Genomic DNA, 1,948 nt, shown 5'->3' with positions numbered 1-1,948 from the left:
CCCTCTACGGCTGTTCTTTCCAGAACATTCCATTAAATATATAAAGACTTTTGGGCTAATCCGCGTTCGCTCGCCACTACTTACGGAATCTCTTCGATTTCTTTTCCTCCGGGTACTTAGATGTTTCAGTTCTCCGGGTTTGCTTCTCAATGTAAACATCGAGATGACTGGTCTTCAACCAGACGGGTTGCCCCATTCGGACATCTGCGGATCAATTCGTGTGTGCCGATCCCCGCAGCTTTTCGCAGCTTACCACGTCCTTCTTCGCCTCTGAAAGCCTAGGCATCCGCCATACGCCCTTAACGATTTCTTTCCTATTTTTTAGGTTACTCAAGCACTTATAAGTGCTCGGTTTTCTCTTTGTGATGTCTTTACCGTTAATGTCAATGATCTTTGTTCTTGTACTTAAGCAATCAAGTGAAGCATATTAATGACGGCTCCGTCATTATGTAGAATATACACTTTCTTTTATTACCCTTATACATTATACTCTCTTACTTACGTAATAAAGTACAATATGTGGAGAATAAGGGAGTCGAACCCTTGACCTCCTGCGTGCAAGGCAGGCGCTCTAGCCAGCTGAGCTAATTCCCCTCTAGTCAGACTTCAGATTTCAAATCCCAGACTTTTACATTCGTCTCGGCTCTTTCATCTTCCCGTCTTTTACAATTAGTAGTCTCGGGCAGGCTCGAACTGCCGACCTCTACATTATCAGTGTAGCGCTCTAACCAGCTGAGCTACGAGACTGTCTTTTAGACTAACAGATCCCAGATGCTAGATACAAGACTTTTGCATTCGTCTTGGTTCCTGGCTCTCCGATCCTGTATCTCTATCCCTATACTAATTTCTAGTGGGTTTGTATTTTATATAATATAGCAACCAATAAAAAAACTAAAGCTTAAACTTTAAGTAAGTACTTGTATCCGAAGATACTAATTTTGTTTATCGTCTAAAGACGCTCTAAAATGAGATGTTCCAGCCGCACCTTCCGGTACGGCTACCTTGTTACGACTTAGCCCTAGTTACCTGTTTTACCCTAGGCAGCTCCTGTTACGGTCACCGACTTCAGGTACCCCAGACTTCCATGGCTTGACGGGCGGTGTGTACAAGGCCCGGGAACGTATTCACCGCGCCATGGCTGATGCGCGATTACTAGCGATTCCAGCTTCATAGAGTCGAGTTGCAGACTCCAATCCGAACTGAGACCGGCTTTCGAGATTCGCATCACATCGCTGTGTAGCTGCCCTCTGTACCGGCCATTGTATTACGTGTGTGGCCCAAGGCGTAAGGGCCGTGATGATTTGACGTCATCCCCACCTTCCTCTCTACTTGCGTAGGCAGTCTTACTAGAGTCCTCAACTTAATGGTAGCAACTAGTAACAGGGGTTGCGCTCGTTGCAGGACTTAACCTAACACCTCACGGCACGAGCTGACGACAACCATGCAGCACCTTGAAAATTGCCCGAAGGACGGTCTATTTCTAAACCCATCAATTCCCATTTAAGCCTTGGTAAGGTTCCTCGCGTATCATCGAATTAAACCACATAATCCACCGCTTGTGCGGGCCCCCGTCAATTCCTTTGAGTTTCATTCTTGCGAACGTACTCCCCAGGTGGCTAACTTATCACTTTCGCTTAGTCTCTGAAGCCAAAGCCCCAAAAACGAGTTAGCATCGTTTACGGCGTGGACTACCAGGGTATCTAATCCTGTTCGCTCCCCACGCTTTCGTCCATCAGCGTCAGTTAAGACATAGTGACCTGCCTTCGCAATTGGTGTTCTAAGTAATATCTATGCATTTCACCGCTACACTACTTATTCCAGCCACTTCTACCTTACTCAAGACCCGCAGTATCAATGGCAGTTTCATAGTTGAGCTATGAGATTTCACCACTGACTTACGAGTCCGCCTACGGACCCTTTAAACCCAATAAATCCGGATAACGCTTGC

2 tRNA genes and 2 rRNA genes are annotated in these 1,948 nt (G+C 46.1%); all 4 read right to left on the bottom strand.

Annotated features, from left to right (window positions below):
* Positions 1-313 (bottom strand): 23S ribosomal RNA (locus H561_RS0120165); the annotation flags it as partial.
* A 207-nt stretch (positions 314-520) separates the two neighbouring features.
* Positions 521-594 (bottom strand) — tRNA-Ala (locus H561_RS0120160).
* Positions 595-673: 79 nt separating this feature from the next.
* Positions 674-747, bottom strand: a tRNA-Ile gene (locus tag H561_RS0120155).
* 216 nt (positions 748-963) lie between these two features.
* Positions 964-1,948: ribosomal RNA gene (locus H561_RS0120150) — 16S ribosomal RNA — on the bottom strand; the annotation flags it as partial.

The organism is Chryseobacterium gregarium DSM 19109 (genome assembly GCF_000430845.1).
Lineage (GTDB): Bacteria > Bacteroidota > Bacteroidia > Flavobacteriales > Weeksellaceae > Chryseobacterium > Chryseobacterium gregarium.
Note: the sequence above shows the minus strand (reverse complement) of the source record. Positions and strands in the feature narration are given on the sequence as shown.